The sequence below is a fragment of the Streptomyces sp. NPDC055013 genome (assembly GCF_053608645.1).
This window is the reverse complement of sequence record NZ_JBSGVW010000079.1, coordinates 1-5823: the sequence shown is the minus strand read 5'-3', so window position 1 is coordinate 5823 and position 5823 is coordinate 1. Positions and strand designations below refer to the sequence as shown.

Annotated in this window: 6 protein-coding genes; 2 read left to right on the top strand and 4 right to left on the bottom strand. The window is 68.3% G+C overall.

The window, feature by feature from the left end:
- From ACWGDB_RS41760 to ACWGDB_RS41745, 4 genes are all read right to left on the bottom strand, one after another.
- Positions 1-459 (bottom strand): AAA family ATPase (locus tag ACWGDB_RS41760; RefSeq protein WP_453827267.1); only part of this gene is annotated, 459 nt, incomplete at its 3' end.
- A gap of 45 nt (positions 460-504) precedes the next feature.
- Positions 505-1164, bottom strand: coding sequence for a vitamin K epoxide reductase family protein (locus ACWGDB_RS41755; RefSeq protein ID WP_453827266.1), 660 nt, complete (start codon positions 1162-1164; stop codon positions 505-507).
- 185 nt (positions 1165-1349) lie between these two features.
- Positions 1350-2612 carry a histidine--tRNA ligase gene (gene hisS, locus ACWGDB_RS41750; RefSeq protein WP_453827265.1) on the bottom strand — a complete coding sequence of 421 codons (1263 nt, stop codon included), beginning with the start codon at positions 2610-2612 and terminating at the stop codon, positions 1350-1352.
- 12 nt (positions 2613-2624) lie between these two features.
- Positions 2625-3332: an MBL fold metallo-hydrolase gene (locus ACWGDB_RS41745; RefSeq protein WP_453827264.1), complete on the bottom strand. Its 708-nt coding sequence runs from the start codon at positions 3330-3332 to the stop codon at positions 2625-2627.
- Between the two features lie 180 nt (positions 3333-3512).
- Between ACWGDB_RS41745 and ACWGDB_RS41740 the strand changes: the two genes are divergently transcribed.
- Positions 3513-4358 (top strand): peptidylprolyl isomerase, encoded by an 846-nt coding sequence (locus ACWGDB_RS41740; protein ID WP_453827263.1) that lies wholly within the window; start codon positions 3513-3515, stop codon positions 4356-4358.
- A gap of 136 nt (positions 4359-4494) precedes the next feature.
- The gene (locus ACWGDB_RS41735) at positions 4495-5724 is read left to right on the top strand and encodes a DUF349 domain-containing protein (protein WP_453827262.1); all 1230 of its coding nucleotides are present in this window, start codon (positions 4495-4497) and stop codon (positions 5722-5724) included.
- Positions 5725-5823: the final 99 nt, after the last annotated feature.

Sequence of the window (5823 nt, the reverse complement as noted above, 5' to 3'; positions counted from 1 at the left end):
CGCCGCGATCAGGGTCACCCAGCGGTTCTCGACGGCCGGGAGAAGGGAGTCCTGCTGGGCCTTGCTGAAGCGGTGGATCTCGTCGAGGAAGAGGACGGTCTCCTTGCCGAAGCCGCCGGTGGCACGCCGTGCGCCCTCGATGACCGCGCGGACCTCCTTCACCCCGGCGGTGATGGCGGAGAGCTCGACGAAGCGCTTGTTGGTGGCCTTGGAGACCACGTACGCCAGGGTCGTCTTGCCGGTGCCGGGCGGGCCCCAGAGGATCACCGAGGACGGTCCGGCGGGGCCGCCGCCGGACTCGCCGACGAGTCTGCGCAGGGGCGAGCCCGGTTTCAGCAGGTGCTGCTGGCCCACGACCTCGTCCAGGGTGCGCGGGCGCATGCGCACCGCCAGGGGACTTCCGGCTGGGTCCTTCTCCTGGCGTTCTTCGGCGGCGGCGGTGAACAGGTCGGGCTCCACGTGGGAAACCCTAAATCACCGCACTGACATCGACGCCGGTGCGGGTCAGGCGGCCCAGAGCTGGCTGCCCCAGCGGGTCAGGATCAGCATGACGATGACACCGCAGTGCGTCACCGGGAGCACCCAGGTGAACTCGGCGAGGAAGTTCTTCAGCGGGCGCGGCGCGGGCAGGAAGCCGTTGCGGACGTTGAAGGAGGTCACGTACCAGAACATCGTGATCGTCGCGGCCCAGGCGAGCGAGCACCACAGGCACAGCGCGTTGATGTTGTACAGCGACTGGTACATCAGCCAGGTGCAGAAGGCGACGCCGAAGAGCGTGCCGAAGTTGAAGGTCAGCCAGTACCAGCGCGGGAAGCGGGCGCGGGTGAGCAGGCTCATACCGACGCAGATGACCATGCCGTAACAGACCAGTCCGAGCATGGGGTTGGGGAACCCGAAGACGGCCGCCTGCTTGCTCTCCATGATGCTGCCGCAGGAGACGATCGGGTTCAGGCTGCAGCCGGGCGTGAAGGACTTCCCCTCGACCTTCGCCTCAAGGATCTTGAACTTGTCGATCGTGATGACCCACGCGGCAAGCACGCCGGCAGCGCCGGTGATCACCAGCATCAGGGCGAACGCACGGCTGCTGCCCGCCGATCCGGGGGACGCCTCGACACGCTCCGACTCGGGCTCGGTGGAGACGTCTTTGACTGTCGTCTTGCTCATCACGCCGATTCCGTCACTTGAGACTTGGAGTTTCTCCGGACAGGGCACATTGTGCCGTACACGCACGCCTTCCCACCGTTCGCTGGGGATAAGGAAATACGCGCGACCGTCCCGAGGCGCACGGTTCAGGACACCGAAAGGGCGGGCACCGAAGGGGTGCCCGCCCTTTCCGAACCTCTCCGAACTCAGCCCAGTCGGGCTTCCAGTTCGGCCACGATCTCGTTGACGCCGACGGCCGCCTGCTCACCGGACTCCATGTCCTTGAGCTGGACGACGCCCTCGGCGAGGTCACGCTCGCCGGCGACGATCGTGTAGCGGGCGCCACTGCGGTTGGCGTTCTTCATCGCGCCCTTGAGGCCCTTGTTGCCGTACGAGAAGTCCGCCGCGATGCCGACCTTGCGCAGCTCGGTGACCTTGGCGAACAGCACCCGGCGGGCCTCCTCGCCGAGCGGTACCGCGAACACGCTGGTGGACGACGGGAGTTGGAGCTCCACACCCTCGGCCTCCAGGGCGAGGACCGTGCGGTCGACGCCGAGCGCCCAGCCGACGGACGGCAGCGCGGGGCCGCCGATCATCTCGGACAGGCCGTCGTAGCGGCCGCCCCCGCCCACCGCGGACTGGGAACCCAGACCGTCGTGGACGAACTCGAAGGTCGTACGCGTGTAGTAGTCCAGGCCGCGCACCAGCTTCGGGTCGTCCTCGAAGGCGACGCCGGCCGCCGTGACCAGCTCGCGGACCTCTTCGTGGTACGCCTTGCAGGCGTCGCAGAGGTAGTCGCGCAGCAGCGGGGCGTCCCCGAGCTGCTTCTGGACCGACTCGCGCTTGTCGTCCAGGACACGTAGCGGGTTGATCTCCGCCCGGCGCAGGGTGTCCTCGTCCAGGTCCAGGCCGCGCAGGAAGTCCTGGAGCGCGGCCCGGTAGACCGGACGGCACTCCTGGTCGCCCAGGCTGTTGAGCAGGATGCGGAAGTTGCTCAGACCCAGCGAGCGGTAGGCCTGGTCGGCCAGGATGATCAACTCGGCGTCCAGCGCCGGGTCCTCGGCACCGAGCGCCTCGGCGCCGACCTGGGAGAAGTGCCTGTAACGGCCCTTCTGGGGGCGCTCGTAGCGGTAATAGGAGCCGGAGTACCAGAGCTTGACCGGGAGGTTGCCCGCCTTGTGCAGGTTGGCCTCCAGGGCCGCGCGCAGGACCGAGGCCGTGCCCTCGGGGCGCAGGGCGAGCTTGTCGCCGCCCTTGGTCTCGAAGGCGTACATCTCCTTGGTCACGATGTCGGTGGACTCGCCCACGCCGCGTGCGAACAGCTCGACGCTCTCGAAGCCGGGCGTCTCGATGTAGCCGTAGCCGGAGTTGCGCAGGGGAGCCGCAATCGCCTCGCGGACGGCCAGATACTTGGCGGAGTCCGGCGGGATCAGGTCGTACGTGCCCTTGGGTGCTTGAAACGTGCTCACGGAAGTCTCTCGTCACATTCCTCGTCGGGGAGCCTCGGCGGCTCCCGGGCCGGCGGCCACCTGCCGCAGATACGGGTTGGTGGCGCGCTCCTGGCCGATGGTCGTCTGGGGGCCGTGGCCGGACAGCACCACGGTCGAGTCGTCGAGCGGCAGGCACACGCGGGCCAGCGAGTCGAGGATCTCGGCCATGTCACCGCCGGGCAGGTCGGTGCGTCCGATGGAGCCGGCGAACAGCAGGTCGCCCGAGAACAGGATCGGCGGGATGTCCGCCGCCTCGGGCAGGCCGAAGGTCACCGACCCCTTGGTATGGCCGGGCGCGTGCGCGACGGTGAGCTCCATCCCCGCCAGCGCCAGCTTCGCGCCGTCGGTCAGCTCCTTGACGTCGTCCGGCTCCCCGACGGTCAGCTCGCCCATCAGCTGCATTCCGATGGACCGGCCGAGCGCCTTCTCGGGGTCGCTCATCATGTACCGGTCCTCGGGGTGGATCCAGGCCGGTACGTCGTGCGCACCGCACACGGGGACGACCGACGCCACGTGGTCGAGATGGCCGTGGGTGAGGACGACGGCGACGGGCTTGAGCCGATGCTTCTTCAGTGCTTCCTCGACTCCTGGGGCCGCCTCGTGGCCCGGGTCGATGATCACGCACTCCTCACCGGCGGCGGGGGCGACGAGATAACAGTTCGTCCCCCAGGCCCCGGCGGGGAACCCGGCAATGAGCACGATCGTCCTTCGTTTGTGTGGACACGGGTGGTTTGTCGGCGGGCTCCGCCTGACGTCAGAGCCTACCGGCGCTGCCGATTCCTCAGCGAACCCATATACGGTACGGGGCACACGCAGGCAGTCGGCTCACCGGACGCACGCGTACCGGTCGACACCCACGACGCATGAGGAGAGAACCCGGTGGTCAGCCAGGAACAGCGGCGGCGTCAGCTCGCCCGGGAGAAGTTCTTGCGGCAGCAGCAGCGGCGCACGTCCGCCCGACGCAAGACGCGGATGCGCAACTCGGTGATCGCGTCGGTGCTCGGAGTGGTCGTCATCGGCAGCCTCGCGCTGTACACGACCGGGGTACTCAAGGACGACGGCACCAAGAAGGAGAACGCGGGCGCGGAGGTCAGCCCCACTCCGACCAGCAAGGCCCCGGACCCGTGCGAGAAGCCCGCAGCGGGCAAGGTCAAGACGGCGACCTGGAAGAAGGAGCCGGAGCTGACCGTCGACAAGTCGGCGAAGTACACGATGAAGCTCGCGACGACGTGCGGTGACATAGACATCGCACTGAAGGCGTCGGCCGCCCCGCACACCGTGAACTCGTTCGACTTCCTCGTCGGCAAGGGCTACTTGGACCACTCCAAGTGCCACCGGCTGACCGACAGCGGTATCTACGTCCTGCAGTGCGGCGACCCGCAGGGCACCGGAATGGGCGGACCGGGGTACACGATTCCGGACGAGAACCTCAAGGACAAGAGCCTCAAGGGCGGTGTGTACCCGGCGGGCACGGTCGCGATGGCCAACCAGTACAACGCTCAGACGAAGGAGGGGCGCGACACTGGAGGCAGCCAGTTCTTCCTCGTCTACCAGGACAGTCAGCTGCCGGCCGACTACACACCGTTCGGTACCGTGTCCGAGGCCGGGATGAAGGTTCTCAAGAAGATCGCGGAGGCCGGAGCCCAGCCCGCCGACCCCACGACCGGCAACACCGCACCCAATGCGACGGTCGTGATCAACAAGGCGACGATCACGAAATCCTGACCGCTCAACTGCGAAATTTCGGTCGCGCGGGATGCGGACAGGCAACCCGCCGGTCGCCTATGTTGGCCGTGACGAAACTGTGGACGATGCCCGGGGGAACACAAGCCCCTCGCAGGCATCATGTGGAGGAGGCGCTGTGAGCAGCGACCCGTGGGGCCGCGTCGACGAGACGGGGACCGTGTACGTGCGTACGGCCGACGGCGAGCAGGTTGTCGGCTCTTGGCAGGCAGGCACTCCTGAAGAGGCGCTGGCCTATTTCGAGCGCAAGTACGAGGGCCTGGTTGTCGAGATCGGCCTCCTCGAGAAGCGAGTAAAGACCACCGACCTGTCGGCGAAGGACGCGCAGACCGCGATCGACCACATCCGTGAGCAGGTCGACGCCCATCACGCGGTCGGCGATCTTGACGCTCTGAAGACCCGGCTGGACAAGCTGGTCGAGACGGTCGACAAGCGCCGCGAGGAGCGCAAGCAGCAGCGGGCGAAGCAGTCCGACGAGGCCCGGCACTCCAAGGAGGCGCTGGTCACCGAGGCCGAGGAGCTGGCGCAGTCCGATCAGTGGCGGGCCGCCGGTGAGCGGCTGCGTGCACTGGTGGACACCTGGAAGGGTCTGCCGCGGCTCGACCGCAAGTCGGACGACGAGCTGTGGCACCGCTTCTCGCACGCCCGGTCGGCGTTCTCCAAGCGTCGCAAGGCGCACTTCGCGCAGCTGGACGCGCAGCGCGAGGAGGCCCGCAAGACCAAGGAGCGGTTGGTCGCCGAGGCCGAGTCGCTGTCCGGGTCGACCGACTGGGGTCCGACGGCGGCGCGCTACCGCGACCTGATGTCGGAGTGGAAGGCCGCGGGCCGCGCCCAGCGCGAGCACGAGGACGACCTGTGGAACCGCTTCCGCGGCGCCCAGGACATCTTCTTCGCCGCCCGCAGCTCGGTCTTCGCCGAGCGGGACGCCGAGCAGTCCGAGAACCTGAAGCTGAAGGAGGAGCTGGCCGAGGAGGCCGAGAAGCTCCTGCCGATCGGCGACCTGAAGGGCACGCGTGCCGCCTTCCGCTCGATCAACGAGCGCTGGGAGGCCATCGGCCACGTGCCGCGCGACGCCCGTCCGAAGGTCGAGGGCCGGATGCACGCCGTCGAGCGGGCCATCCAGGACGCCGAGGAGAACGAGTGGCGCCGGACCAACCCGGAGGCACGCGCGCGTGCCGAAGGGCTGACCGGTCAGCTCCAGGCGGCCGTGGACAAGCTGAGGGGCCAGATCGAGCAGGCCCGCGCCCAGGGCAACAACGCCAAGGCCGACAAGCTGGAGCGTGAGCTGGAGGGCCGCCAGGCGCTGCTGGACCAGGCGCTGAAGGGCCTTCAGGAGTTCGGCGGCTGACACCGTACAGGAACGAAGAAGGGGCTCCCCGCGGGGAGCCCCTTCTTCGTTCCTGTACGGCGGTCTACGACCGGTTGCGCGCCGACGTCACCCGGTACC